The 22,846-nt window shown below is 62.1% G+C and carries 24 protein-coding genes; 12 read left to right on the forward strand and 12 right to left on the reverse strand.

Going from position 1 to position 22,846, the window contains the following annotated elements:
* The first annotated feature begins 104 nt into the window (after nucleotides 1-104).
* From gpmA to ATN00_RS10940, 8 genes are all read left to right on the forward strand, one after another.
* Nucleotides 105-791 carry a 2,3-diphosphoglycerate-dependent phosphoglycerate mutase gene (gpmA, locus tag ATN00_RS10905; protein ID WP_062064610.1) on the forward strand — a complete coding sequence of 229 codons (687 nt, stop codon included), beginning with the start codon at nucleotides 105-107 and terminating at the stop codon, nucleotides 789-791.
* Nucleotides 792-938: 147 nt separating this feature from the next.
* On the forward strand, nucleotides 939-1,433 hold the full coding sequence (gene purE / locus ATN00_RS10910) for a 5-(carboxyamino)imidazole ribonucleotide mutase (protein ID WP_062064612.1): 495 nt from the start codon (nucleotides 939-941) through the stop codon (nucleotides 1,431-1,433).
* 1 nt (nucleotide 1,434) lies between these two features.
* Entirely contained in the window at nucleotides 1,435-2,505 is a 1,071-nt protein-coding gene (locus ATN00_RS10915) for a 5-(carboxyamino)imidazole ribonucleotide synthase (protein WP_062064615.1), read from the forward strand.
* An 8-nt stretch (nucleotides 2,506-2,513) separates the two neighbouring features.
* On the forward strand, nucleotides 2,514-3,002 hold the full coding sequence (locus ATN00_RS10920) for a dihydrofolate reductase (protein WP_231746262.1): 489 nt from the start codon (nucleotides 2,514-2,516) through the stop codon (nucleotides 3,000-3,002).
* Nucleotides 3,003-3,048: 46 nt separating this feature from the next.
* Complete coding sequence (locus ATN00_RS10925; RefSeq protein WP_062064619.1) at nucleotides 3,049-3,987, forward strand: bifunctional riboflavin kinase/FAD synthetase; 939 nt, start codon at nucleotides 3,049-3,051, stop codon at nucleotides 3,985-3,987.
* A 45-nt stretch (nucleotides 3,988-4,032) separates the two neighbouring features.
* Nucleotides 4,033-6,921, forward strand: a complete 2,889-nt coding sequence (gene ileS / locus ATN00_RS10930) for an isoleucine--tRNA ligase (protein ID WP_062064621.1) — start codon at nucleotides 4,033-4,035, stop codon at nucleotides 6,919-6,921.
* Complete coding sequence (lspA, locus tag ATN00_RS10935; RefSeq protein ID WP_062064623.1) at nucleotides 6,918-7,436, forward strand: signal peptidase II; 519 nt, start codon at nucleotides 6,918-6,920, stop codon at nucleotides 7,434-7,436. Before ileS ends, lspA begins: the two co-directional genes overlap by 4 nt.
* Nucleotides 7,436-7,846: a DUF3035 domain-containing protein gene (locus tag ATN00_RS10940; protein WP_062064624.1), complete on the forward strand. Its 411-nt coding sequence runs from the start codon at nucleotides 7,436-7,438 to the stop codon at nucleotides 7,844-7,846. Before lspA ends, ATN00_RS10940 begins: the two co-directional genes overlap by 1 nt.
* A 60-nt stretch (nucleotides 7,847-7,906) precedes the next feature.
* Here ATN00_RS10940 and ATN00_RS10945 read toward each other — a convergent pair whose 3' ends face one another.
* From ATN00_RS10945 to ATN00_RS10990, 10 genes are all read right to left on the reverse strand, one after another.
* The gene (locus ATN00_RS10945; protein WP_062064626.1) at nucleotides 7,907-8,239 is read right to left on the reverse strand and encodes an ArsR/SmtB family transcription factor; all 333 of its coding nucleotides are present in this window, start codon (nucleotides 8,237-8,239) and stop codon (nucleotides 7,907-7,909) included.
* Nucleotides 8,226-8,681 (reverse strand): SRPBCC family protein, encoded by a 456-nt coding sequence (locus tag ATN00_RS10950; RefSeq protein WP_062064628.1) that lies wholly within the window; start codon nucleotides 8,679-8,681, stop codon nucleotides 8,226-8,228. Before ATN00_RS10950 ends, ATN00_RS10945 begins: the two co-directional genes overlap by 14 nt.
* Before the next feature lie 71 nt (nucleotides 8,682-8,752).
* Complete coding sequence (locus ATN00_RS10955; RefSeq protein ID WP_231746263.1) at nucleotides 8,753-10,279, reverse strand: DUF4403 family protein; 1,527 nt, start codon at nucleotides 10,277-10,279, stop codon at nucleotides 8,753-8,755.
* Between the two features lie 92 nt (nucleotides 10,280-10,371).
* Nucleotides 10,372-12,303: a 1-deoxy-D-xylulose-5-phosphate synthase gene (gene dxs, locus ATN00_RS10960; protein WP_197413581.1), complete on the reverse strand. Its 1,932-nt coding sequence runs from the start codon at nucleotides 12,301-12,303 to the stop codon at nucleotides 10,372-10,374.
* A 50-nt stretch (nucleotides 12,304-12,353) separates the two neighbouring features.
* Complete coding sequence (locus ATN00_RS10965) at nucleotides 12,354-12,824, reverse strand: Fur family transcriptional regulator (protein WP_062064632.1); 471 nt, start codon at nucleotides 12,822-12,824, stop codon at nucleotides 12,354-12,356.
* A gap of 52 nt (nucleotides 12,825-12,876) precedes the next feature.
* On the reverse strand, nucleotides 12,877-13,203 hold the full coding sequence (locus tag ATN00_RS10970; protein ID WP_062064633.1) for a DUF423 domain-containing protein: 327 nt from the start codon (nucleotides 13,201-13,203) through the stop codon (nucleotides 12,877-12,879).
* A complete protein-coding gene (locus ATN00_RS10975; RefSeq protein WP_062064635.1) occupies nucleotides 13,200-15,020 on the reverse strand; it encodes a monovalent cation:proton antiporter-2 (CPA2) family protein in 1,821 nt (606 codons plus the stop codon). Before ATN00_RS10975 ends, ATN00_RS10970 begins: the two co-directional genes overlap by 4 nt.
* On the reverse strand, nucleotides 15,020-15,442 hold the full coding sequence (locus tag ATN00_RS10980) for an iron-sulfur cluster assembly scaffold protein (RefSeq protein ID WP_062064637.1): 423 nt from the start codon (nucleotides 15,440-15,442) through the stop codon (nucleotides 15,020-15,022). The genes ATN00_RS10975 and ATN00_RS10980 overlap by 1 nt, the downstream gene beginning before the upstream one ends.
* A 50-nt stretch (nucleotides 15,443-15,492) precedes the next feature.
* On the reverse strand, nucleotides 15,493-16,665 hold the full coding sequence (purT, locus tag ATN00_RS10985) for a formate-dependent phosphoribosylglycinamide formyltransferase (RefSeq protein ID WP_062068691.1): 1,173 nt from the start codon (nucleotides 16,663-16,665) through the stop codon (nucleotides 15,493-15,495).
* Between the two features lie 93 nt (nucleotides 16,666-16,758).
* Nucleotides 16,759-18,816: a transglycosylase domain-containing protein gene (locus ATN00_RS10990; protein WP_062064639.1), complete on the reverse strand. Its 2,058-nt coding sequence runs from the start codon at nucleotides 18,814-18,816 to the stop codon at nucleotides 16,759-16,761.
* A gap of 120 nt (nucleotides 18,817-18,936) precedes the next feature.
* On the opposite strand from ATN00_RS10990, the gene ATN00_RS10995 reads away from it, so the two are divergent.
* Nucleotides 18,937-19,137: a hypothetical protein gene (locus ATN00_RS10995; protein ID WP_062064641.1), complete on the forward strand. Its 201-nt coding sequence runs from the start codon at nucleotides 18,937-18,939 to the stop codon at nucleotides 19,135-19,137.
* 4 nt (nucleotides 19,138-19,141) lie between these two features.
* Here ATN00_RS10995 and ATN00_RS11000 read toward each other — a convergent pair whose 3' ends face one another.
* Entirely contained in the window at nucleotides 19,142-20,452 is a 1,311-nt protein-coding gene (locus ATN00_RS11000) for an MFS transporter (RefSeq protein WP_062064643.1), read from the reverse strand.
* A gap of 153 nt (nucleotides 20,453-20,605) precedes the next feature.
* Here ATN00_RS11000 and pgsA point away from each other — a divergent pair, with 153 nt between their 5' ends.
* Genes pgsA through ATN00_RS11015 form a run of 3 tightly spaced genes read left to right on the forward strand, consistent with a single transcriptional unit; the run spans nucleotide 20,606 to nucleotide 21,873 of the window.
* Nucleotides 20,606-21,169 (forward strand): CDP-diacylglycerol--glycerol-3-phosphate 3-phosphatidyltransferase, encoded by a 564-nt coding sequence (gene pgsA, locus ATN00_RS11005; RefSeq protein WP_062068693.1) that lies wholly within the window; start codon nucleotides 20,606-20,608, stop codon nucleotides 21,167-21,169.
* A gap of 3 nt (nucleotides 21,170-21,172) precedes the next feature.
* A complete protein-coding gene (locus ATN00_RS11010) occupies nucleotides 21,173-21,433 on the forward strand; it encodes a MoaD/ThiS family protein (RefSeq protein ID WP_062064645.1) in 261 nt (86 codons plus the stop codon).
* Nucleotides 21,430-21,873 carry a molybdenum cofactor biosynthesis protein MoaE gene (locus tag ATN00_RS11015; protein ID WP_062064647.1) on the forward strand — a complete coding sequence of 148 codons (444 nt, stop codon included), beginning with the start codon at nucleotides 21,430-21,432 and terminating at the stop codon, nucleotides 21,871-21,873. The genes ATN00_RS11010 and ATN00_RS11015 overlap by 4 nt, the downstream gene beginning before the upstream one ends.
* Here ATN00_RS11015 and ATN00_RS11020 read toward each other — a convergent pair.
* Nucleotides 21,870-22,805 (reverse strand): hydrogen peroxide-inducible genes activator, encoded by a 936-nt coding sequence (locus tag ATN00_RS11020; protein WP_062064649.1) that lies wholly within the window; start codon nucleotides 22,803-22,805, stop codon nucleotides 21,870-21,872. The two genes, ATN00_RS11015 and ATN00_RS11020, sit on opposite strands and share 4 nt — an antisense overlap.
* Nucleotides 22,806-22,846 lie beyond the last annotated feature (41 nt).

The raw sequence follows: 22,846 nt of genomic DNA on the forward strand, positions 1-22,846 counted from the left end.
CGACTGCAATGTGGGGTGAAAGGGCAGGGCGACAAGCTTGCGCCCGCGATTTCCGGCGCTATGGGAAGCGCAACCCATGGCTTTATGTGCAGGAGACGCGCCTCATGCCCACTCTCGTCCTTATCCGTCACGGCCAGTCGGCCTGGAACCTGGAAAACCGCTTCACCGGCTGGTGGGATGTGGATGTGACCGAAAAGGGCGCGGAGGAGGCGCGGGCCGCCGGTCGCCTGATGGCTGAAAAGGGGCTGGATTTCGACCAGTGCTTCACCTCCTTCCAGACCCGTGCGATCAAGACGCTTGATCTGGCGCTGGAGGAAATGGGGCGCCTGTGGCTGCCGGTTGAAAAGGACTGGCGTTTGAACGAGCGGCATTATGGCGGACTCACCGGCCTCAATAAGGCGGAGACGGCGGCCAAGCATGGCGACGATCAGGTGAAGATCTGGCGCCGCAGCTTCGATGTGCCCCCGCCGCCGCTGGAGCCAGGCAGCGAGTTCGATCTGTCGAGAGATCGCCGCTATGCCGGTATCGCCATTCCTTCGACTGAATCCCTGAAGGATACCATCGCCCGCGTGCTGCCCTATTGGGAAAGCCGCATCGCGCCGGAACTGAAGGCGGGCAAGCGCGTGCTCATCTCCGCCCATGGCAATTCGCTCCGGGCGCTGGTCAAGCATCTGTCGAATATTCCCGATGAAGAGATCACGGAACTGGAGATCCCGACCGGCCAGCCCATCGTCTACGATCTGGCGGACGATCTGACGGCGAAAGACCGCTATTACCTTTCGGAACGCTGAAACCTCCGTTCGTTTCGAGCGAAGTCGAGAAACGGACATGAATGCATGTTGTTTAGCATATCCGCATTGCCCCTTGGCGGCCCGCCCGCTAAGGGGCTTTGCTTTCCGGGCGGTTTTGCGACCGCTCCTTGACGGGAAGCATGAGAAATGAGCGGGGGTAATGCAGCCGCAGATGTCGGCATCATCATGGGCAGCCGGTCCGATTGGGATACGATGCGCCATGCCGCCGAAACGCTGGAAGCTCTGGGCGTCGCCCATGAGTGCAAGGTCGTGTCCGCCCATCGCACGCCGCAGCGTCTCTATGATTATGCCACAGGCGCGGTCGGGCGGGGCCTGAAGGTCATCATCGCGGGCGCGGGAGGGGCGGCGCATCTTCCCGGCATGGCCGCATCCATGACCCGCCTGCCGGTGCTGGGCGTTCCTGTGGAATCCAAGTCGCTCAAGGGCATGGATTCGTTGCTCTCCATTGTGCAGATGCCGGGCGGCGTTCCGGTCGGCACGCTCGCGATCGGCAAGCCCGGCGCGATCAATGCCGCGCTGCTTGCCGCTTCCATCCTCGCTACGACGGACGCCGCTCTGGCCGAACGGCTCGACGCATGGCGCGCCAGACAGACCAACGACGTTGCGGAGACGCCGGAATAAGATGACGACCATCGCGCCCGGTTCCACTATCGGCATCCTCGGCGGCGGGCAGCTCGGCCGGATGATCGCCATCGCCGCCGCGCAGCTTGGCTATCGCACGCACATCTACGCGCCGGAGGACAGCGGCCCCGCCGCTGATGTGTCATCGCGATGGACGCAGGGCGCTTATGAGGATGTCGCCGCGCTCGCCGCCTTCGCGGATGCGGTCGATGTCGTCACTTATGAGTTTGAGAATATCGACCCTGTGGCGGTGGATGTGCTTGTTACCCATGGTCTTGTTCGCCCCAGTGCACAGGCGCTGCGCGTCGCGCAGGACCGCCTCGCCGAAAAGCGGTTCGTTAGCGATCTGGGGGGGCTGACCGCGCCCTTCGCCTCGGTGGAAAGCCTGCAAGACCTTGAGGCGGCGATTGAACGGATCGGCGGCCGCGCCATCCTCAAGACCAATCGCATGGGTTATGACGGCAAGGGACAGGCGCGGCTCAGCGGGCCGGGCGATGTCGCCGCGGCATGGGGCGCCATCGGCCGTCAAAGTGCCATCCTCGAAGGATTCGTGACCTTTGAAGAGGAATTTTCGGTGATCCTCGTTCGGGGGAGCGATGGACAGGTCCGGTTCTGGGATTCTGCCGCCAATGTCCATGTCGACGGCATCCTCGCCACCTCCACCGTGCCGGCCGGGCCGCTGATCGAGGGGCAGGTCGCGCAGGCCCAGGCTCTCGCGCGGCAAGTGGCGGACGCGCTTGGATATGTCGGCGTGCTGACGCTCGAATTTTTCGCCAGCTCCCATGGTCCCGTTTTCAACGAAATGGCCCCGCGCGTTCACAATAGCGGCCACTGGACGATCGAGGGCGCTGTCACCAGCCAGTTCGAAAACCATGTCCGGGCGATTTGCGGCCTGCCGCTGGGCGATACGGGACTTGCCGCCAGGCGCGCGCAGATGCACAACCTGATCGGCGCGGACGCAAATGACTGGCAGGCGATCCTGTCCGATCCGGCCAATCATTTGCATCTTTATGGCAAGCATGAAGCGCGCCCCGGCCGCAAGATGGGCCATGTCACGCGGCTGACGCTGTGAGCGAAGGGATGGAAATCGTCCTCGTCCTGGCCCGCGCCGACAATGGCGTCATCGGCCGGGGCGGCGGCCTGCCATGGCGATTGTCCGCCGACCTCAAACATTTCAAGGCGCTCACCCTGGGCCATCCCATGGTCATGGGCCGCAAGACATTCGATAGCCTGCCCGGCCTGCTGCCCGGCCGCCGCCACATCGTCTTGACCCGTGACAGGGAATGGGCGGGCAAGGGTGCCGAAATCGCGCATGACGTCGAAGGCGCAGTCCGTCTCGCGGCCGCGTCCACCGTCATGGTAATCGGCGGCGCGGACATCTATCGGCAATTTCTGCCGCGCGCACATCGTATCGAACTCACCGAAATTCATATGGATGTGGTGGGCGACACCGCTATCCCTTATCCCGATCCCGCCGATTGGGAAGAAATCGCCCGCGAAGACTTTGCGATGGAGAGGGATGCCCCCGCCTATAGCTTCGTTACCTTCCGGCGGCGCATCGGCGCGTGATGCCCATGCATTGCGTCTCGCTCGCCCTGTCCTTATAGCGCGCGCCATGGAGCGGCTGGAAAGCGGCGCACCGGTTCCCGTGCATCTGCGCGGCTCGATCATGGCGCTGGGCAATTTCGATGGATTTCATCGCGGTCATCAGGCCGTGGTTTCCCGCGCGATCGAATGGGCCAAGACGGAAGGGCGCCCCGCCATAGTCGCCACGTTCGACCCGCATCCCATGCGCTTTTTCCGGCCTGACGCGCCGCCTTTCCGCCTGACCACGCTGGACCAGCGGCAGGCGCTGTTCGCCCGGGCCGGGGCGGATGCGATGCAGCTTTTCGCCTTCAATGCAGAGTTTGCCGGGCGCACCGCCGAGCAGTTCGTCCAGTTGCTGGTGGATATGGGCGTTGCGGGGGTCGTCACCGGCAAAGATTTCACCTTCGGCAAAGGGCGCAGCGGCTCGACCGATCGGCTGGCTCAGCTATGTGCGGCAGTGGGCATGGCGGCGCAAGCGGTCGCGCCCGTCGCGGTGCAGGATGGCCAGGTCATTTCCTCAAGCCGTATTCGCGATGCGTTGAAAACCGGTGATTGCGAAACTGCCACCCGCCTGCTCACACGGCCTTTCGCGATCCAGGGCAACGTGCAGCATGGCGACAAGATCGGCCGGACGATCGGTTTTCCGACCGCCAATCTCGACCTTGGTACATATCTGCGCCCGGCCTATGGCATCTACGCGGTGCGCGGGATGCTCCCCGATGGCCGCGTGCTGGACGGCGCGGCTAATCTTGGCATCCGCCCCAGCTTCGATCCGCCCAAGGAGCTGCTGGAGCCGCATTTCTTCGACTTTGCCGAAAGCCTCTACGATCAGGTCATCGAAGTGCAGATGATCCGCTATCTGCGGCCCGAGGCGAAATTTGACGGGCTGGACGCCCTGATGGCGCAGATCGCAAAGGATTGCGACGATGCGCGGCAAATCCTTGCGGGAACGCCCCACCTCGCTTAATGCCCGCGGGTAATGCAGCATATGGCGTAATTGCGCGGACCCTTCATGACCGATCAGCCTGATTATAAATCCACCGTTTTCCTCCCCGTCACCGACTTCCCGATGAAGGCGGGCCTCGCCCAGAAGGAACCGGCGATCCTTGCGCGCTGGGAGGCGATGGACCTTTACGGCAAGCTGCGGGAACGGCGGAAGGGCCGAACACGCTTCATCCTGCATGACGGCCCGCCCTACGCCAATGGCGACATCCATATGGGCCATGCGATGAACAAGGTGCTGAAGGACATCATCGTCCGCAGCCAGTCGCTGTTGGGCAAGGATGCGCCTTATGTGCCCGGCTGGGATTGCCACGGCCTGCCGATCGAATGGAAGATCGAGGAGGAGTATCGCAAGAAGAAACAGAACAAGGACGAGGTTCCGGCGCAGGAATTCCGTGCCCAATGCCGTGCCTATGCGGATAAGTGGGTCGGCGTTCAGAAGGAGCAGTTCAAGCGCCTGGGCGTGATGGGCGATTGGGACGATCCCTATCTCACCATGAAGTTCGACGCCGAAGCTACCATCGTCGGCGAGCTACTGAAATTCGCGGAAAGCGGCCAGCTTTATCGCGGGGCCAAGCCCGTCATGTGGTCCCCGGTCGAAAAGACCGCGCTGGCCGAAGCGGAAGTGGAATATGAGGACATCGTCTCGACCCAGATCGACGTGGCGTTCGAGATCGTGGAAGCCCCGAACGCGCCGGAACTGGTCGGCGCCCACGCGGTGATCTGGACGACGACGCCGTGGACGATTCCGGTCAATCAGGCTTTGGCTTATGGCGAGACGATCGCATATTCGCATTTTCTTGCAAGCGATGATCGGCGCTATGTTGTTGCGTTCGATCTCGTTGACGCCTTTCTAGCGCGCACGGGGCTAAAGTTAGCCGATTTCGAGAATACGCCAGCAGACATCGCCATCGAAGATTTGACGCACTTTGAGTTGGATAATTCTTATATCGGATCAAAGCTCGCCGGAGCCGTCGCCCGTCATCCGATGCACGCCCTTGGCAGATTCTTCGCCAAGCCGCGCCCGTTCCTTGCGGGCGATTTCGTGACCACCGACGCGGGCACGGGTCTTGTCCACATGGCGCCCGACCATGGCGAGGACGACTTCGCGCTCTGCAAGGCGCACGGCATCAACCCCGTCTTCGCAGTCGAAGGCGACGGCAAATATCGCGAGGACTGGCTCTGGCTCGGCGGGCAGGGGAGCGTCATCAACGCCAAATTCGTCAGCAAGGACGGCCCGATCTGCACCGACCTGCGTGAAGCAGGCGGCCTGCTCGCCGCGTCGGATGACTTCAGGCACAGCTATCCCCATAGCTGGCGGTCCAAGGCGAAGATCATCTTCCGCTGCACTCCGCAATGGTTCATCCCGATGGACAAGCCGCAGGACGGTGTGCCGGTCGATGTCGACGGCAGCTTCCTGCCCACGCCCGTCATTGTCGGCAACGGCCCGACGCTGCGCGACGTGGCGCTCGACGCCATCGCCCATACCCGCTGGGTGCCTGAGCGTTCGACCAACCGCATCCGCTCCATGGTGGAGGGCCGCCCGGACTGGGTGATCTCCCGCCAGCGCGCATGGGGCGTGCCTATCGCGCTCTATGTTCATCGCAAGAGCGGTGAATATCTCGTTGATAAAGCTGTCAATGAACGCATCATCCAAGCCTTCAAACAGGGCGGCGCGGACGCATGGTTCGGCGCGGATCATCAGGCATTGCTCGGCCCGGATTACGATCTTGCCGACTATGAGGTGGTGAACGATATCCTCGACGTCTGGTTCGATTCAGGCTCGACCCACGCCTTCACCGTCGAAGCGCGCTATGGCGATGACGTGCGCGCGGACCTGTATCTCGAAGGGTCCGACCAGCATCGCGGCTGGTTCCAGTCGTCCCTTCTCGAAAGCTGTGGCACGCGCGGTCGCGCGCCCTATGACGCCGTCCTCACCCACGGCTTCGCGCTGGACGGGCAGGGCCGCAAAATGTCGAAAAGCCTCGGCAATGTGGTCGATCCGCTCAAGGTCATCGCCGAAAGCGGTTCCGACATTCTGCGCGTATGGGTGGCCAGCACCGACTATTTCGATGATGTCCGCATCGGCAAGGAAGTGCTGGCAGGATCATCCGATGCCTATCGCAAACTCCGTAACACTTTCCGGTATTTGCTGGGCGCTCTTTCCGATTTCTCGGAAGAAGAGAAGCTGCCCGTTAGCCAGATGCCGGAACTGGAACGCTATATGCTCCATCTCCTCGCAGAGTTGGACGCGGAGTTGCGCGGCGTGGTCGACAAGGCAGCGGACAGCGAGAACTGGCTGGAATTCAGCCGCTACACCCGCGCGCTGATGGACTTTGCCAATAGCGACCTGTCGGCCTTCTTCTTCGACATCCGCAAGGACTGTCTCTATTGCGATGCGAAGTCGGACCCCAGGCGCCGCGCCTATCGCACCGTGCTTGATACGCTGTTCCATGCGCTCGTTCGCTATGCCGCGCCGATCATCCCCTTCACCGCCGAGGAAGTGTGGCAAAGCCGCTTCCCCAATGAAGAGGAAAGCGTCCATTTCCTGGAATGGCCGGAAGTCGACCGCCACTGGGTGAACCATGGGCTGGGCGAAAAATGGGCTGAAATCCGCGACCAGCGCGATCAGGTCAACGAAGCCATAGAGCCGCTGCGCCGCGAAAAGATCGTGCGATCCAGCCTGGAGGCCGATGTGGCGATGGGTGAACTGGTGCCCGTGGGCGATGTGGACTTTGCCGAAGTCGCCATCGTTGCCCGCGTCGAAATGGGCGTGGGCGATGGGATCATTGTAAAGCCGTCGCAATGGCATAAATGCGGCCGCTGCTGGCGGTTGCTGCCGGAGGTGAAGGAGGATGGCGCCTTGTGCGACCGCTGTGACGAGGTGCTGAAGGCATGACTGCTCCCGCCGTCAATCATCGCCCCCTGGGTCTGACTATCGCAATCGTTACGCTCGCGCTGGATCAGCTTGTCAAATATACCGTTACCTATCCGCTCGCGCTCAAGAGCAGGGGGGAGGAAGGGATCGATATTTTGCCAATCTTCCGCCTGCGCTGGCTGGAAAATCGGGGCGTATCCATGGGTTTCTTCCATGCCGATACGGACCTGATGCGCTGGCTGCTGGTTGGCATGACCATGGTGATCGCGATTTTCGTGGGCGTGTGGATGTGGCGGGAAAAGGCGCGGCAAGATGTGGCGGCGCTTGGCCTGGTGCTGGGCGGGGCGATCGGCAATATCGTCGATCGGATACGGCTCGGCTATGTGGTCGATTATGCCGATCTGCATTTCGGCGAATGGCGGCCCTTCCTGATTTTCAACCTGGCCGACGCCGCGATCACCATCGGCGTGCTGATCCTGCTTGCGCGCGCGCTTTTGCTGCGCGAGAAGGGCGCAAAGACGGAGTCATTGAACTAATGCGTAAACTGATCCTTGCTGCTGGCCTGCTGGCCACCTTGTCCGCTTGCGGTTCGTCGGGGCTGTTCGATCGCGAACGTCCGGATGAATTTGCTGTGTCGCGTCAGGCGCCGCTCGTGATTCCGCCTGATTTCGCGCTGGTTCCGCCCGCGCCCGGCGCACCTTCCGCCGCTACCGTGGATTCGAGCCGCGCCGCGATGGAAGCGATGTTCGGCGGTCCGGCCGCCCGCAGCGCGACTGAGAGCGCCGCTCTTTCTGCTGCGGGACGCGGTAATGCCGCTCCCGGCATCCGGTCGTCCGCGGGCGATCCCGCGACGGAGGTGGTGGAAAAGGGGGAAACCACGCGTGACATCATTGCCGCGCCGGAAGGCGATGGTCAGGATGCTCGCGCTTCGGTTCCTCAGCAATAATCCGGTAGCGGCGGATAGGCCGGGATCATTCCCGGCCCATCCGTATATGAAAACAAGCCGCTAGAGGCTGTCTTCAACAAAGGATTTGAACCGCGACAAGGTCGAATCCCATTGCGCGCCAACCTTATCGAGCCAGAGCCGGGCGCCTTCGATTGCTTCCCTTCGCAAGGCAAAATGCACTTCGCGGCCGCTTCGGGTCCGTTGGACCAGACCGGCCTCACGCAGCACATTCAGATGCTTGGCTACGGCCTGTCTGCTGATCGGCAGGTCTTCCCCCATTTGCGCGATTGATCGCTTATGTCCGTCAGCCAGTTGTGCGACCAAGCCCAATCTCGTCTGATCGCCCAGAGCCGCAAACAGGCGTGCGGGGTCGGGATGCTCAGCCAGTGACATAGTCGTTTATATTTTTGACTTGTTCGGTCCAACCGCCTTCATTGTCGCGCATGACATTGGTGCGGCGAGGTTCCGGCACCTTGTCGAAGCCGCTTTCGGTGACGGTGAGGCATGTGCCTCCGGTCGTGGGTGTCAGGATAAACTCGACCAGCGTCCATTCGGGAACCGGAATGCTGCTGTCCATCAAATCCTTGTCGCCGCCTGTCGCGGGCCATTCAAACGCAAATCGCGTCATGGGTTCGATGGCGACTATCCGCGCTTCCCAGCGATAATCTTCATAGCCGGGATAGGTCATATGCCCGGTGGATGGCTTTCCGATCTCAAAGGGCTGGTCGAGCGCGACCCGAAACCATGTCCCGAATTTCTCATGATTGACGAGCGCATCCCAGACTTGCTCCAGCGGCGCCGCGATCTCGATCGTTTTAACGATGGCGTTTGTCATATATGCAACCTCCTGATTGCCTATATGAGTTGGAAAGGGATGAAATGCAACCAATAGATTGCACTTCTCATTCAGGACGGTTTGTATGCGATCCGCGCCGTTCCATTGGCGCGAACGGGCAGGTGCAATCCTTGACCGAAAGCTCTGATCTGTCCGATTTCCACCGCCCCCAGATCGGTCGTAATCAGAAAATCTCCAGTCTGTCTTTCACTGATCGCACGCCGGATCTTGATCAGAAGTTCCGCTATGTCTTCGGAAAAATTCTGGGTGAGGGATTGCGCGATAAGGGTGCTGACCGCCGGGTTCTTGCCGAGCGCCAGCAACAGGTCTCCGCTCAAGGCATCGGTGCTCCCAGCCACGGCCAGAGCGTCGAAATGGACTTGTGGTGAATTGGGGGCATTGCGGGGGATGGCTGTCATCCATATCCGGCCATGAACTTCATCCGCCTTGCCGCCGGCTGCGGGACGAACGGCCAATGTAAGGCCCACCGCGATGCGCCCGCCGGTCGTGCCATAGGCTTCGACATTCTCGAAGCGAGCGACCACCGGCCCGATGGCGGGCAATTCGAACGGCGTTTGCGACCGTTTGGCCAAAGCGCGCATAATCACCGGTTCCAGTTCACTATAGTCGGCGGTCACGGGGATGAAGAAATGGAATTGCCCGTCCGTTTTGTCTGATGCCGGCGGCGGAAGCGGGGTCGGTTTCGTAGGATCGGGCCGATTGCCGACAAATGTTTCGGTAACGGCTTCGATGCCCAGATTGAACCGCAGCCGGCTGCCCTGCATCGCATAGCCATTATAGAGAATCCTGAGCGGCGTGACGCGCATCCATACCGGTGGATTTCTTTCATTCAACAAGACCGACGTGAAGCTTTTCCGCCATAAATCTTCCACTTGGGCCGGAATGTTGGAGCGGGCCAGTTCGCGCGGCAGATCGCGTTCAAGTGTCTGGATGATGGGGCGCAGTTTCTGGTCCGCCTCATCGGTGAAAGTGATGCGCTGGCCCAGAAAATCGATTCCCGGCGCTTTGGTCCAGTCATATCTCAGGCGGACCGTCCCGCGCGGACGCCAATCCTTGCCAAGATCCAACCTGATCCGCGCATGCGCCAGGGCGGAGCCGGTAGCGGTTTCACCCTTCAATATCCCGCCGACATCACGGGCGCTGATCTGGGCATGGATGGGGACATCGGCCACGATATCCTGCCCTTCCCCCCGCAGTCGGATTGGCCCTCGGGTTACGACGCCCACGATCGTGCAACTGATTGGGGGCGTGACGTTCAGCTTCGCGCCCAGGATTTTGACGCGTTGTGGGGGAATGCAGCGGGGAGAATGTTTGTTGATCGTCCATAGCTGGCGCGGGATGGCCTGCTCCACGGCATGCCGTATGGCGCCTGAATCGATATCGACCGGGACAGAGAGGGTGGAAGCCTCCCGCGGAACGGGAACCGGGTCATGGGCGCGGGGCGGCGCTTTCACCGGTTTGGGCTGGGAGCAACCGGTTGCCAGCCCTGCAAGGCAAAGAACAAGGACAGCATGGCGCGGAATATGGGACGATAGGGATGCCGTGCTATCCGTGCCCTTGTGTCTGAATTGCGCCACCAATCCCCCCGTCCCAACAGCGTGCAACGTCGATTATCGCAGGACGCCCGAAACAATGTTCCGTTCCATCCGCTTGCGATGCGGACGGGGCGTCAGGCCCGCGCCGTTTCCACGCCGGCGCTGTTATGACGCAGCGCCGTCAACACCGTCTCCACTATGCCTGCGGCATCCAGTTTTGCATCGGCATATTGCTTTTCCGGCTTATCCTGATCCTGGAAAATATCGGGCAGGCGCATCGTGCGGAGCTTCAGCCCGCTGTCGATGAGGCCGCTGTCGCTGGCCAATGTCAGCACATGGGCGCCAAAGCCACCAATGGCGCCTTCCTCGATCGTCACGGCGACTTCATGGGTCGTCAGCAATTTGCGAATCAATGCTTCGTCGAGCGGTTTGGCAAAGCGCAGATCGGCGACCGTCGTGGACAGGCCCTTGGCCTCCAGTATTTCGGCCGCTTTCAAGGCTTCTTCAAGGCGTGTGCCGAGCGACAGGATCGCGACCTGACGCCCTTCGCGGACGATCCGGCCCTTGCCGATTTCCAGCCGTTCCGGAACTGCGGGAAGCGCAACTCCCACGCCATTTCCGCGCGGATAGCGCACGGCGATCGGTCCAGCGTCATGCATGGCGCAGGTGTGGACCATATGCACCAGTTCCGCTTCGTCGGCGGCCGCCATCACGACCATGTTGGGCAGGGTGGCGAGATAGGCGACGTCGAAGCTGCCCGCATGGGTGGACCCGTCCGCGCCGACCAGCCCGGCCCGGTCTATGGCGAAGCGCACTGGGAGATTTTGGATCGCTACGTCATGCACAACCTGATCGTAGGCGCGCTGAAGGAAGGTCGAGTAGATCGCGCAGAAAGGCCGCATGCCCTGCGCCGCCAGACCAGCGGCGAACGTCACCGCATGCTGTTCTGCTATGCCCACGTCGAAAGACCGGTCGGGGAATGCCTCCGCGAATTTGTCGAGACCCGTGCCCGAGGGCATGGCGGCGGTGATCGCGCAAATCCGCTCGTCGCGCTGCGCCTCGGCGATCAGGGCCTTGGCGAAAACGCCGGTGTAGCTCGGCGGTCCGGGTGGCGCCTTGGCCTGCGCGCCCGTAACGACGTCGAATTTCTGGACGCCATGATATTTGTCCGCCGCCGCTTCGGCAGGCGCATAGCCTTTGCCCTTCTGCGTGACGACATGGATCAGGCAAGGTCCTTCGGCGGCATCGCGCACATTTTCAAGTACCGGGATCAACTGGTCCAGATTATGCCCGTCGATGGGACCGACATAATAGAAGCCCAGTTCCTCGAACAATGTCCCGCCCATCGCCATGCCGCGTGCGAATTCATCGGTCTTGCGCGCGGCATTGTGCAGCGGGCGCGGCAATTTTCGCGCAAACCGTCGTGCAAGGCCGCGCAGCCCCAGAAATTCGCGGCTGGATACGAGCCGCGCCAGATAGGCCGAAAGCCCGCCGACAGGCGGCGCGATCGACATGTCATTGTCGTTGAGGATAACGATCAGCCGATTGCCCGCCTCACGGGCGTTGTTCATCGCCTCATAGGCCATGCCTGCTGACATCGCCCCGTCGCCAATCACCGCTATGCCCTTGCCGGGCTTGTCGGTCAGCTTGTTGGCGACCGCAAAGCCCAGCGCCGCGCTGATCGAGGTCGAACTATGCGCGGCCCCGAATGGATCATATTCGCTTTCAGCCCGCTTGGTGAAACCGGACAGTCCATCGCCCTGCCGCAGCGTGCGGATGCGGTCGCGCCGCCCGGTCAGGATCTTGTGCGGATAGCATTGGTGGCCGACATCCCAGACCAGCTTGTCCTCAGGCGTGTTGAACACATAGTGGATCGCCGTGGTCAATTCTACGACGCCCAGCCCCGATCCCAGATGACCGCCGGTCACGCCGACGGCCGAAATCACTTCCTGACGCAGTTCGTCGGCCAGTTGCGGAAGCTGTTCGGGTTTGAGGCCGCGCAAATCCGAAGGCCAGTGAATCTGGTCCAGCAGCGGCATGGAAGGGCGATCGTTCATCAAAGACATATACTCGTCAAGCCGCTAGGCTGTTCCCGGCCGGAAAGCAACGCCCAGGATCAGGCCGCGCATTTCGCGCATGTGCCCAATATCTCGATCACCGGGCGTTCCGGGCGAAAGCCTTCATGCTCCGCCACGGCGCGCACGTCGCCCGTCACCCTGTCATCGTCGACATGTGTGGCCTGATGGCAGTTGCGGCATACCAGGAATATGCAGTCATGATGGCAGCCGGGATGGGCGTTGGCGATATAGGCATTGGCGCTTTCTACCCGCATCGCGATGTTGTTTGAGACGAACAGGTCCAAAATCCGATAGACGCTGTTGGGCGCCACCCGCTTGCCGCGGGCCTTGGAAACGGTGTCCGCAATGTCATAGGCCGATGCCGGCTTTTCCTCCGCCGCGAGGGCATCGAAAATGGCGGCGCGCATGGGCGTCCATTGCTCGTTTTGGGCTTCGAGCGTGGCCTGCGCGGCATCGGCGAGCTTGGCGCCGGTCGGTTCATGATGTTTATGATGGTGATGGTCGGCCATAAGCTTCAATCTAGGCTCGCAGTGGGTTTGGAGCAAGGGTTCGCCCACAGGCTCAGGCGCGCCAGAAAATCCATGCGGTCCACAGCCAGCCCGCTATCATCAGCGTGCCCCCGATGGGCGTAACCGCGCCCAGCCATCTGGGGCCGCCAAAAGCCATGATGTAAAGCGTGAAGGCGAAGATGGCCGCGCCGATCAGCAGAACGCAGGCCGGGCCGCGCACGGTTGACGCCAGGACCAGCGCGGCGACGGCATGGACCATTTGATATATGCCGCCTGTGCGGAGCCACTCAGCCGCCTGGGGATTGGCGGCGCCATGTGCTCCAAAGGCGCCCGCGCCGATGGCGATCGCCGCCGATAGTGCAGCCAGAACAGCGATCATGCCTCTTCCTCTCCTTCGCCCCGCGACAGCAGGCGCATTCGTTTGCCGGGTCGATAGATCAGTTCCTTGGCGACGGCCAGATCGCCATGCTCTTTCTGAGCGGCCAGCCGTTGTTCGTCATTCTTGCGATATTGCTGCTCGACCTCCTCGATTTCCGCTTGGGGCACGCCCAGCGCTTCCATCGCCTGCACGCCCATGCAGACGGCCGATTCGAACACTTCGCGTACTACGCCCGCCAGATCCATGTCCTGTAATTCCAGCAATTGCCGCCGATCGAATGCCCGCGCCAAAATCGCGGCTTGCGGGAATGTTTCTGCAATCGGTTCCAATATTCGGCTGTCCAGCGACGGATCGTCGATGCAAAAGGCGATGAGCCGGGCTTCGTCAGCGCCCGCCCGGTGAAGAAGGTCGATCCGCGTGCCGTCGCCATAAAAGACTTCCACGTCGAAGCGGCTCGACACTTCGATCTGCGCGGGCTTCTTGTCGATCAGGACGACACCGAAGCCATGTCCGGCCAGCATTTGAGCGACCGTTTGGCCAAAGCGGCCATATCCCACGATAATCGCCGTGCCGCGCGGCGCCTGATCGGGATCGCGCAGTGCGGCATCGGCCTTGGGCCTGGCAAATTCGAATCGTGCCGCGAACAGCATCAGGAACGGCGTGGTCGCCATGGAGAAGGTCACGACGGCGCTGAACAGGCTGGCGGCTTGCGGCGCGATCAGCAGCGCGTTCTGCGCCTGTGCGAACAGCACGAATCCGAATTCGCCGCCCTGGCTCAACAACAGGCCGGCCCCTATGGCCTGTCGCCAGTCCATGCCGAACAAACGCGCGAGCCCGCAGATCAGTATCGTCTTGGTCACGACCAGCACCGCCGCCATGCCGACGACGAACAGGGGAAAAGCCGCCACCGTTCGCAAGTCCAGCACCATGCCCACGGCCAGAAAGAACAGGCCAAGCAGGATGGAACGGAACGGCTCCACATCCGCCTCGATTTCATGGCGATAGGGGGAGTCGGCCAGCATCACGCCTGCCACAAACGCGCCCAGCGCCGTCGACAGGTGCAGCGCATGCATCAGGGATGCCGCCGCCAGGACAGTGAACAGCCCCACCGCGACGAACAGTTCGCGTTCGCCCAACCGCCCCACCAGTCGAAGCAGGGGGCGCAATATGAAGCGGCCCGCCAGCACCAGACCGGTGATCGCAACCACCGTATATATGGTCAGCAGCCATCCCGGTGGTCCGGCGGCGTCTACGGGATTGCGAGACAGCGCGGCGATGATGGTGATGAGCGGGACGATGGACAGATCCTGAAATAACAGGATAGAGAAGATTTTCTCGCCAAAGGGTGAGTTGATACGACCGCTGTTCTTGAGCATCGGCAGAACCTGCGCCGTGGACGACAACGCCAGCGGCAGGCCAAGGGCAATCGCTGCACCCCAACTGAAGCCGGTCGAATAGAAAATGACGGCGGTCAAAACCAGACCGCACAGAACCACCTGTGCCAGACCGAGCGCGAAAATATCCCTTTTCAGCCGCCACAGCCGTGCCGGGTGCAATTCAAGCCCGACAAGGAACAGCAGCAGCACAATGCCGATTTCGGCGATGGCCAGCTTTGATTCCGCGCCACCGACCCATCCCATCCCTTGCGGACCGACCAGCGCCCCTGCGATCAGATAGCCCAGCACCGCGCCCAGGCCGAAACGCCGGAACAGGATGACGAAGAACACCGCAGCGCCCAGCAATATGACGCCTTCGGAGAGCAGGACATCCGTGGCGGACAAGGCGGCGCTGGCGGCTCCGGGTGTTGGCGGTTCCATCAGATGTCGGCCTGTCGCGCCGCTTCGGCCATGGCTTCGAAACCCAACCGGATCGAGGGGTGCCGCGCCGGATAGCCTCGCGCAGGGGCGAGAACTTCAATCCCGGGCCAGAAATCCAGATCGTCGCTTTCTCCCGCCAGATAGGCGGTCAGGCGATCGCGGGCCTCGGCCAGTTCGCCCGTCGTCAAACCGATCGCATGGCGCGCCATCAGCGAAGCCGATGCCTGCCCCAAAGCGCAGGCTTTGACGTCCAGGCCGATATCGGCGATCCGCCCGCCGTCCATCCGCACGTCCGCCGTGACGCGCGATCCGCATGTCGGGGATCGCCTTTCTACGCTCGCTTGCGCGTCCGTCAGCCGCGCATGATGGGGAATGCTGGCCGCAAGCCGCAATATATCCTTGTTGTAGAGGGGGGCGCTCATTGACCTGTATCTAGGACAGGAAAGCGTTCGGGAGAAGGGGCGGACCGCCTTTATCCTTTGTCATAGACGATCCGCACCTTGGCTGCCGCTTCCGCCGCGACCCGCCTTGCTTCCTCTACCGTCTCCGCACGGGCCAGCGCCACGCCCATTCGGCGATAAGGGCGAGTTGTGGGCTTGCCGAACAGGCGGACATCCACTTCTGCTCCGGTTGTCGCCAGCGCATCGGCCAGTCCTTCAAAGCGGAAATTGTCCGATTCCCGGTCGGCGAGAATCACCGCTGACGTCGCTGCGCCATAGAGCCGGATTTCCGGGATCGGCAGGCCTAATATCGCACGGGCATGCAGGTCGAACTCGCTCAGTTTCTGGGAAATCAATGTTACCATGCCCGTATCGTGCGGGCGCGGCGACAGTTCGGAGAAGATCACTTCCTCGCCCTTCACAAAGAATTCCACACCGAAAAGGCCATAGCCGCCCAGATTGTCGACCACCTTGCGCGACATGTCCTGCGCGTCCGCCAGCGCCTTGGCGGACATGGGCGTGGGCTGCCAGCTTTCCTGATAGTCGCCGCGTTCCTGCCGGTGCCCGATGGGTGGACAAAACAGCACGCCATCGCGGGTCCGCACGGTGAGCAGCGTGATTTCATAATCGAAGGGGATGAATTCCTCCACGATCACGCGCTGCCGGTCGCCGCGCATGTTCGCCACCGCATAGGTCCATGCGCTTTCCAACTCATTGGCGTTTCGCACCGTGCTCTGCCCCTTGCCGGAAGAGGACATAACCGGCTTGATGACGCAGGGCAGGCCCGTATGCTCGGCCCCGGCCCGCACTTCTTCCAGACTTTCGGCATAGCGATAGCGTGATGTGCGAAGACCCAGTTCGACCGCCGCCACCTCTCGAATTGCGTCGCGGTTCATGGTCATCATGGTGGCGCGTGCGGAAGGAACCACCTCGACGCCGTGGGCTTCGACCTCCGCCAGAGTTTCCGTGCGTATCGCTTCGATCTCCGGCACAACGAAATCGGGTCGGTGCTGGTGGATCGCCGCCTTGAGCGCATCGCCGTCCAGCATGGAAAAGACTTCGTATCCGTCCGCGACCTGCATGGCGGGCGCACCGGCATAGCTGTCGCAGGCGATGACCTGACAGCCCAGCCGCTTGGCGGAAATGACGAACTCCCGACCGAGTTCGCCCGAGCCCAGCAACAGGATCTTTGCGGTGAATGCCATACCTTGCTTGTCCTTGCGAATCATGTGCCGGAGATAGAGCGCATGTGCCCGCATGACCTTCTGCGCGGCGCGACGTCAACCGCCGGCCTTGGCCTATTGCGGCGCACCCTGGCCGGGCGGTTGGGTCGGCGCGACGCGGGGCGGCGGCGTGCCTTGTTGCGGCGCGGGCGCTTGACCGGGCGGAGATTGCTCGGTGGGCAGGCGAATCTGGGCTGGACCGATGTTCACCGTCATACCTTCCTGATTGACGTCCACGCTCATGTTCCCAAGGCCCGCTTCCACCGTCACATTGGCGATGGCATTGACGAGGTCGCTGTCCTTCTGTTCCTCGGGTGCATTCTCGACCGGCTCATTGATCGCCCGGCTCATGAAATCCCGCCAGATACGCGCCGGTATGCCGCCGCCCGCCGATCCGCCGGGCAAGGGGCTGTTATCGTCATTGCCGATCCACACCGCTGTCACCAGACCTCCGGCATAGCCCACGAAGATCGCATCCCGGCTGTCCTGCGTCGTCCCGGTCTTGCCGAAAGTGCTGGTCCGCAGCGCCGCCGCGCTCCCCGTGCCCTGATTGGCGGCGGAAGAGAGAAGGTCGCGGATCATTTCCAACTGATCGTCACTGAAATGATGCTGGCGTCGCATCAGGCGGTCGAACCAGCCCTGTTCCTCCGGCGGCAAGCCATGGGCCATGACTGGATAGGCGCCCGCCGCCACCGCCGCATAGGCTTCGGCCAGCTCGATCAGCGGAATTTCCGACGTGCCGAGCGCAAGGCTCAGATCCTCGGTCAGCGGCGCGGTGACGCCCAGGTCGCGGGCGACCTTGATGACGTTGTCTATGCCCACCTTTTGCGTCAGCCGTATGGCTGCCACATTGCTGGAGACGGCGAAGGCCTGCCGCAGGGTGATTTGCCCGCGATATTTGCCGCCATGGTTGGCGGGGCGATAGGTGCCCGTGGTGATCGGCCTGTCTTCGATCATGTCGTCCGGCGTCATCCCGGCGCGAAAGGCTGCCAGATAGACGAACAGCTTGAAGGTCGAGCCGGGTTGCCGTTTGGCCTGAACGGCGCGGTTGAAGCTGCTTTTTCCATAATTTCGGCCCCCGACCATGGCGACGACGCTGCCGTCCGGCTTCATGGCCACCAGCGCCGCCTCCGCCCCGCCCAGCGGCGCACGGCGAACGGCGCTTTCGGCGAGGCGCTGGATGCGCCAGTCGAGCGTAGTCGTCACATTCTGGGCACCATATACCGCGCCCGCACGGTCCCGCGCATCGGGCAGCACCCAATCCGCGAAATAGGTGCCGCTGGTAGGATCGGCCGTTTCATGCACATTGAGCCGCGCGGGGGAGAGGGCGTCGCGCTGCGCTTTGGTGATATAGCCCGCGTCCACCATCGCTTGCGTCACCAGATCGGCGCGGGTGCGGGCGCCTTCAAGATTTGTCGTGGGGGCAAGGCGGGATGGCGCTTTCAAAAGACCCGCCAGCATGGCCGCCTGCGATATGGTCAGCCGTTCGGGCTGGCGATTGAAATAATGGAGCGAGGCGGCCCTTAATCCATAGACATTGTCGCCGAAATAGACGTTCGACAGATAGCGTTCGAAAATCTGGTCCTTCGTCAGCCAGGCCTCCAGCCAGAAGGCGATCAACGCTTCGCGCCCCTTGCGCCCGAAGGTGCGATTGCTGGAAAGGAACACGCCTTTGGCAAGCTGCTGGGTGATGGTGCTCCCGCCCTGCGATGAGCTGTCCGACCACAAATTGTGCCAGGCCGCTCGCGCTATTCCGCGCGGATCGATGCCCCAATGACTGTAGAAGCGCCGATCCTCTATCGCCATGAAAGCCTGTGGCACATGGGCGGGCAAGTCCTTGATCGCGACCGGCTTGTCGATCACGGCTCCGCGTCGGGCGATCAGATGCCCGTCCGACGACATCAGGCTGATGCTGGGTGGCGCAATCGGCTCCAGCGACCGCGACAAGGGTGCCGTCACCGCCAGCCAGGCGATGATAATCATCAGCAGGGCCATCAGCCCCGCGATGATCCATCCCATGATCTGCAGCCGCCTTTTCCAAGGCGTGGGCGGCACGAAGGCGCTGGGTGGTCCTGCGCCGAAGGGGCGCGAGGCGCCGGCGGCAGGGTCGACGGTTGGCAAGGGATCGTTCATCGGTCAGGCCATGCTGTATTGTAAAGGTGATACAGTCAAGCATGTCCCGCACCGGGACAACATCAGATTAACCATGATTGGGCGTGGCCGGAATGGTAAATAATGCGTTAATGATAGGTTATGCGAAACCGTCCGCTCGTCCTCACCACCGAATCCGCCCGGCATCCCTTCCGGAAGATGCTGCCGCCTCATGTGCTGCGCGTAGCGGAGGGTAACGCCGCTGGCCGCCGCAAACGGCCGGTGGACGACGACAGCGACTGGAAATTGTTCGCGCTCAGCTTCTGCGCCTTTTTCACGGCTTTCTACAGTTTCATCTTCTGATCGGTCAGTCGCACAGGACGCCATCGCAGGCCTTGTGCAGTTTCCAGGCAAGCCAGGCGCACGGTAGCGTCAAGAGCGCCACCAACAGCAACTGATTGACCACAGACATGCCCGCGATGCTGAGGGCGATGGCGATCACCGATCCGATGACCATGGCCCCGGAATTCACAATATTATTGGCCGCCACGGTGCGCGCCGCTTCGCATTTTTCGACGGTCGTGGTCAAAAAGGCATAGAGTGGTACCACGAACATGCCGCCAAATGTCGCCACGCCCAGCAGGCAGAGCGAAAGAGCGATGGCGAGGGGGTGGGCCAGAAAGCCCGAGAGAGAAAGCAGTTCCCCGCCTGGCTCTGGCGTCCACAGGTCGCACACGATGTGGAAAGCGATGATGCAGAGTCCCATGCCGATGACCGAAGCCGGGGCAAATCGGGCAGAGACCTGTCCGCACAACAGCCGATTGATCGCGATGGAGCCAATGGCGATGCCGATGGAAAATATGGCCAGGAACAAGCTGGCGACCGCTTTGTCGGCGGTCAGCACATTCTTCACCAGCGGCGGGAACTGGATGAACAGGATGGAGCCAACCGCCCAAAACAGGCTGATCGACATGATCGCCAGGAAGAGGCGGCGGATATGCATCGTCCCGCGCACCAGCGTGACCGACGAGCGGATGATGTGAAAGTCGATCGGTTGCTTTTCCAACAGCGACGGGGCGGGGGGCACGGCGCGACCCGCCAGATAGCCGATGAGCGCGGTGACGATGATGCCGATGGCGGCCGCTTCGATCGGGATAAGACCCGCCAGGATCGTCCCGGCGAGAATGGCGATATAGGTGCCCGCTTCGACCAGCCCGGTGCCGCCCAGAACTTCCTCATCATGCAGGTGCTGGGGCAGGATCGCATATTTAATCGGGCCGAAGAAGGTCGAATGGACGCCCATCGCGAACAGCGCGGTCAACAGCAGGGGAATCGCAAGCATGTGAACGGCGATCCCGCTCCAGATGAGAGCAAGGCCCGCTGCGCCCACCGTCATGATCGCGATTTCCACGGCCTTCACGATGCGGATGATGGTCGCCTTGTCGCGCTGGTCGGCCAATTGCCCTGACAGCGCGGACAGAAGGAAGAATGGCAGGATGAAAATCCCCGTCGCCAGCGCGCTGAACCAGGTTTCCGATCTTTCGTCGTTATAGACCTGATACACCACGAACAGCACCATGGCGTTCTTGAACAGATTGTCGTTGAACGCGCCGAGGAGCTGGGTCACGAAAAGCGGCAGGAAACGGCGCTTGTTGAGAAGCCTGAGCGAGGCCTGCATGTGCGGTCGGTCTTCTTCGCTGTGGACAATCGGGCGGGGTCTAGCCGCTGGCGCCGTCGCTGTCCAACCCTCTCGTCCAATCCTGCTGTCCAATCAGGACCATTCGATGTCGCCATGCTTGTGCCTGCGGCCCGACTGTGGCAGTCCGCCGCTATGCTGACGCTGCCCAATCTGCTGACGCTTTCGCGTATACTGACCGTGCCCCTTCTGGTCGCGTTGCTCTGGCCCGCCGAAATCGGCGCGCGCTGGACCACCGGCTATGCGCTGGCCTTCGCTCTTTACTGCCTCATGGGCGTGACGGATTATTTCGACGGCTATCTTGCCCGCGCGCAGGGAGCCGTGTCCCGGCTGGGCATTTTCCTCGATCCGATCGCCGACAAGATCATGGTGGGCGCCGTGATCCTGATGCTGGCGGCGACGCGGGACATCGCCGGCATTCATATCGTCGCGGCCATGGTCATCCTGCTGCGAGAGATCGCCGTTTCCGGCCTGCGCGAATTTCTGGCGGGATTGCAGGTCTCCGTCCCGGTGTCCCGCCTCGCTAAATGGAAGACGACCCTTCAGATTATCGCCCTGGGCGCGCTGATCCTGGCTGGCGCGGTGCCGCAATATGCTTTCGTGCAGATGATCGGCCTTGCGACATTATGGGCCGCCGCCGTGCTGACGCTCATCACCGGATGGGATTATCTGCGCGTCGGCATCCGGCATATGGATTGAACGATGGCGACGCTGACCCTCGTCTATTTCGCCTGGGTGCGCGAAGCCATCGGCCTGGATGAAGAGCGTATCGAGCGGCCTGCGCCCGGCAAGACCATAGGCGATCTGGTCGCGGCATTGGCGTTGCGAGGCGGGGGATATGCGGAAGCCTTGAGCGATGCTTCCCGCCTTCGCGCAGCGCTCGATCAGCGTTTCGTTCCGTTCGGCGATGTGATCGGAGAGGCGCGGGAACTGGCGCTCTTCCCGCCGGTGACGGGCGGATGAGGCGGATTTCCATCCAGACGGAGGATTTCGATGCGGCCATCGAACTTGCCGCACTGGAAGCGCTGGGTGGTGGCGGTGTGGCGAGCTTTACCGGCATCGTGCGGGGCGAGGGTGGGCTGACGGCGCTGGAACTGGAGCATTATCCAGCGATGACCCTGCCGCAGGCCGAACGGATCGTTGATGAAGCGATGTCTCGCTGGCCGCTATTGGGCGTCAGCGTCGTTCACCGCGTGGGGCGGCTGGAGCCCGGGGCGCGCATCGTCTTTGTCGGCACGGCATCCCGCCACAGGACGGCGGCGCTGGAAAGCTGCGCTTACCTGATCGACTGGCTGAAATCCCACGCGCCCTTCTGGAAGAAGGAGCATTTCACCGATGGCGCGGCTCGCTGGGTCGAAGCGCGCGCGGAGGATGAGGAAAAAGCACGCGGCTGGACGCGCTAAAGCGGCGACGCCTCGCCGTGGTTCAGGGGTGGCGTTTCCGCTGCCCGTAAAATTTCGGCAAGGAGGCGGAATTCCTTCTCTCGCGGGCTGTTTTTGCGCCAGATCAGCGCAATATCCCGGTAGGCTCGTTCCGATTGCAAAGGACGCGCCGTGATATGGGTATGGTCCAATATGCCCCCGGTGATCGCCATTTCCGGCAGCATGGTGACGCCCAACCCATTGTCGACCATCTGCACCAGCGTGTGCAGCGATGTTCCCATCATCGTGGCGCTGGCCCGCAATTCCGGCCGGTTGCATGCCGCCAGTGCATGGTCTTTCAGGCAATGCCCGTCCTCCAGCAGGAGCAGCTTCGTTTCGTCGATCATATCCGGGCCGATCCATTCGGGCGGATCGCGCGGATCGTCGCGTGGGAAGGCGACATAGAGCCGGTCCTGGAACAGGATTTCGCTATCCACCTCGCCCGTGGGGAAGGGCAGAGCCAGAAGGACGCAGTCCACATTGCCATGGCGCAGGGATTCTATGCCTGCCTGCGTCGTTTCTTCACGCAAATAAAGTTTGAGTTCTGGGCGGTCGGCCCGCAGGCGAGGCAGCAGGCGCGGCAGGAGAAAAGGCGCGATGGTTGGGATGACGCTCATCCTGAGTTCACCGGTCAGTGGCTTGCCGGAAGCCTCTGCGATGGCGGACAGTTCCTCGGCTTCGCGAAGGACGCGGTGCGCTTTTTCAACGATCTGATCGCCCAGCGCTGTGAAGCGCACCACGCGCCGCGTCCGTTCCACCAGCGTCACGCCGATCAGCGATTCCAGTTCCCTGATCCCCGCCGAAAGCGTGGATTGGGTGACATAGCAGCTATCGGCCGCCTTGCCGAAATGCTCATGCTCTTTTAGCGCCACCAGATATTGGAGCTGTTTGAGCGTGGGCATGTAGTTGGACATCTTGATCGGCTTTCTCGATTAACAAGCCGAATATAAGTGAT

It is taken from the genome of Sphingobium baderi (assembly GCF_001456115.1).
In the GTDB taxonomy this organism is placed as follows: Bacteria; Pseudomonadota; Alphaproteobacteria; order Sphingomonadales; family Sphingomonadaceae; genus Sphingobium; species Sphingobium baderi_A.

What these genes read in the sequence shown, in the direction of transcription:
- gpmA (WP_062064610.1), top strand. Translation starts at nt 105, where the DNA reads ATGCCCACTCTCGTCCTTATCCGTCACGGCCAGTCGGCCTGGAACCTG.
- purE (WP_062064612.1), top strand. Translation starts at nt 939, where the DNA reads ATGAGCGGGGGTAATGCAGCCGCAGATGTCGGCATCATCATGGGCAGC.
- ATN00_RS10915 (WP_062064615.1), top strand. Translation starts at nt 1,435, where the DNA reads ATGACGACCATCGCGCCCGGTTCCACTATCGGCATCCTCGGCGGCGGG.
- ATN00_RS10920 (WP_231746262.1), top strand. Translation starts at nt 2,514, where the DNA reads ATGGAAATCGTCCTCGTCCTGGCCCGCGCCGACAATGGCGTCATCGGC.
- ATN00_RS10925 (WP_062064619.1), top strand. Translation starts at nt 3,049, where the DNA reads ATGGAGCGGCTGGAAAGCGGCGCACCGGTTCCCGTGCATCTGCGCGGC.
- ileS (WP_062064621.1), top strand. Translation starts at nt 4,033, where the DNA reads ATGACCGATCAGCCTGATTATAAATCCACCGTTTTCCTCCCCGTCACC.
- lspA (WP_062064623.1), top strand. Translation starts at nt 6,918, where the DNA reads ATGACTGCTCCCGCCGTCAATCATCGCCCCCTGGGTCTGACTATCGCA.
- ATN00_RS10940 (WP_062064624.1), top strand. Translation starts at nt 7,436, where the DNA reads ATGCGTAAACTGATCCTTGCTGCTGGCCTGCTGGCCACCTTGTCCGCT.
- ATN00_RS10945 (WP_062064626.1), bottom strand. Translation starts at nt 8,239, where the DNA reads ATGTCACTGGCTGAGCATCCCGACCCCGCACGCCTGTTTGCGGCTCTG.
- ATN00_RS10950 (WP_062064628.1), bottom strand. Translation starts at nt 8,681, where the DNA reads ATGACAAACGCCATCGTTAAAACGATCGAGATCGCGGCGCCGCTGGAG.
- dxs (WP_197413581.1), bottom strand. Translation starts at nt 12,303, where the DNA reads ATGTCTTTGATGAACGATCGCCCTTCCATGCCGCTGCTGGACCAGATT.
- ATN00_RS10965 (WP_062064632.1), bottom strand. Translation starts at nt 12,824, where the DNA reads ATGGCCGACCATCACCATCATAAACATCATGAACCGACCGGCGCCAAG.
- ATN00_RS10970 (WP_062064633.1), bottom strand. Translation starts at nt 13,203, where the DNA reads ATGATCGCTGTTCTGGCTGCACTATCGGCGGCGATCGCCATCGGCGCG.
- ATN00_RS10975 (WP_062064635.1), bottom strand. Translation starts at nt 15,020, where the DNA reads ATGGAACCGCCAACACCCGGAGCCGCCAGCGCCGCCTTGTCCGCCACG.
- ATN00_RS10980 (WP_062064637.1), bottom strand. Translation starts at nt 15,442, where the DNA reads ATGAGCGCCCCCCTCTACAACAAGGATATATTGCGGCTTGCGGCCAGC.
- purT (WP_062068691.1), bottom strand. Translation starts at nt 16,665, where the DNA reads ATGGCATTCACCGCAAAGATCCTGTTGCTGGGCTCGGGCGAACTCGGT.
- ATN00_RS10990 (WP_062064639.1), bottom strand. Translation starts at nt 18,816, where the DNA reads ATGAACGATCCCTTGCCAACCGTCGACCCTGCCGCCGGCGCCTCGCGC.
- ATN00_RS10995 (WP_062064641.1), top strand. Translation starts at nt 18,937, where the DNA reads ATGCGAAACCGTCCGCTCGTCCTCACCACCGAATCCGCCCGGCATCCC.
- ATN00_RS11000 (WP_062064643.1), bottom strand. Translation starts at nt 20,452, where the DNA reads ATGCAGGCCTCGCTCAGGCTTCTCAACAAGCGCCGTTTCCTGCCGCTT.
- pgsA (WP_062068693.1), top strand. Translation starts at nt 20,606, where the DNA reads ATGCTGACGCTGCCCAATCTGCTGACGCTTTCGCGTATACTGACCGTG.
- ATN00_RS11010 (WP_062064645.1), top strand. Translation starts at nt 21,173, where the DNA reads ATGGCGACGCTGACCCTCGTCTATTTCGCCTGGGTGCGCGAAGCCATC.
- ATN00_RS11015 (WP_062064647.1), top strand. Translation starts at nt 21,430, where the DNA reads ATGAGGCGGATTTCCATCCAGACGGAGGATTTCGATGCGGCCATCGAA.
- ATN00_RS11020 (WP_062064649.1), bottom strand. Translation starts at nt 22,805, where the DNA reads ATGTCCAACTACATGCCCACGCTCAAACAGCTCCAATATCTGGTGGCG.